The 2,160-nt window shown below is 41.3% G+C and carries 2 pseudogenes; both read right to left on the bottom strand.

Going from position 1 to position 2,160, the window contains the following annotated elements:
* Positions 1-1,240: pseudogene (locus PVV57_RS10070) on the bottom strand (hypothetical protein); the annotation flags it as partial.
* 3 nt (positions 1,241-1,243) lie between these two features.
* Positions 1,244-2,160: pseudogene (locus PVV57_RS10075) on the bottom strand (hypothetical protein); the annotation flags it as partial.

Consider the following 2,160-nt stretch of genomic DNA (forward strand, 5'->3'; position numbering starts at 1 on the left):
AATATTTTTCTCCGATCGGCGTCTTCTTGGCTATATCATAGAGAGACTCTGTAGCTGCCTCTCTACTCGCAATAAGATCATCTTTTAAACCTGTAATATTTTGACGAGGAACAAAGTGTTCATCAGCGGCTTGGTGAATACGTTCCCCTCCTTCCAGCGCCCTCGCCTCTGCTCTTTTGGTCAAATCAAGATAAGCCCCTTGATTTTTTTGCGCGATATCAAAAACAAGATCTTGTAAAAAAGGACTATGATCAGCAACATAATCGGTATCAACGGCTTTACTGCCCAAAGATTTTCCAAGAGCTTCAGAGGACTCATTGCCTAAATGTTTACTGATTGCTCTTAATGTTGCTTTTTCAACGCCTTCCTTATGAGAAGGAGAAAAAAGTCTCCCTATTCCACCAACCGTAGAACCAGCTAAATGACCTAAAGCACTTCCTGCCAATGTCCCTCCTGCTCCTAAACCTGCTCCAGCTAATGTACTGGTAAATGTATTCCCTAATCCTTCGCCCTCTCCCGCTCCATGTAATGCACCAGATGCCGCTCCTACTTTAAGTAAATGAGGAAGTGTTGTGTTTTTCGTGATACCTAAAAATGGGCTTACAAATTGGCTTGCAAATTGGCTTGGACGTGACTGACCTGCCTTTGAGAGCAATTGACCTAATTTTGATCCTGCAAGACTATTGCTAACTCTAGGGGCTGCAAAGCGGGCTCCTGCGGCTAACGCTCCTCCCCCTAACGTTGCAAGAGAAGGAATTGCCGCCCCTAAAGCACCGCCAAAAAGCGACGTCCAATAATGTTCATCATTCATCCTACGATAATAATCACGCAGTTTATTGGCTGCTTTCTCATACTTCTCTACAGATTTCTTATCTCCAGACCAATAGTTGTATAGCCCCTTCCCAAAAGCCCATAGCGGATTATCATCTTCATGATCTCGCCCTGCCGCTGTAATCCCTGAAATTTCATCATCTAAATTAAAACTAAGACCGTGTTTTAAAGAATTCCAAAACGCTTCTCCTTGCGTGATTTCGGGAGGCTCTGGTGATGTTTCATATTCTCCAAAACCTTCAAATTCATCATCAGGAATACGCCGGATAACTTCTATATTAGAACCAAAATAAGGGAGAGATTCTCTTTTTGGTTTTTCAAGTTCATTATCAGGAATACGTCGAATAACCTCTATATTAGGACCAAAATAAGGGAGAAATTCTGGTTGCGAATTTTTATAATGAACCATAATCTATTTCCTCCTTATTTCATATCTTGTACCATTATGATTTATGGCAAGATTTGTACCAGCAGGAAATTTGTTAGCTTCTTCTATGCTATTTATCGTTGGCAAATTTGCACCGCCTCCTTGTGACACCGACTGTTTAGAAGAATATTGACTATTATTTCCGCTAACAGCATTTCTCATATTTTCTTCTGTAGATTCAACCCTACCTAATACAATGGCTTGTACTTCAGGATTTAGTCTTGAGATAACATCTTTTATTATGTTCAAACGACGCCTAAATTGTCGCGCCGACATATTAAAACTTAAATCACCAAGAGATTGTTTTAACATTTCAATGTCTTTATCACTAACATTTCCAAGACCTATTGTCCCTCTCTGTGACAACTGTTTCATCTGATCTATACGATCAAGTGCTATTCGAGATTGTATTGATTGCATAACCTGCCGTGCATCAGATTGTTCTGACGTTGGGAGCAGACGGCTAGCTATGTTAGCTATATGACCTGTTGCATAACTTTTAAATTTATCGGCATATTCCAGCAAATAATCGATATCATCCATCAAGACTTTTGCATGCACTTGTCTATTTTCATGCGCAGCAGCAGCACGTTCGTTGTCCATATATGCTTTGCTTCCAGGGTGATAAACTACTCTCTTTCCTGTTGGTGATGTTGGGTCATCAATTAATGAGCTTCCATCATTAAAGTCTTTTCCCCCTCCACCTGTTAGCAGCGCACTAAGCATTTGAGGATTACGTGCCATAACCCGCGCTTCTTCATCACTGTAGCCTTTGGACTTTAGATACTCGACGGTCTGGTTAACCTGCCCTCTTTGTTTATCGCCTTCATTAAGACGCTTCACACCACTTGCAAGCGCATCCCACCCTGAACCGTCTGATGAAGATTCTGCCATACCTGCAA

The sequence above is a fragment of the Bartonella sp. AU15XJBT genome, from assembly GCF_028618615.1.
GTDB lineage: Bacteria > Pseudomonadota > Alphaproteobacteria > Rhizobiales > Rhizobiaceae > Bartonella.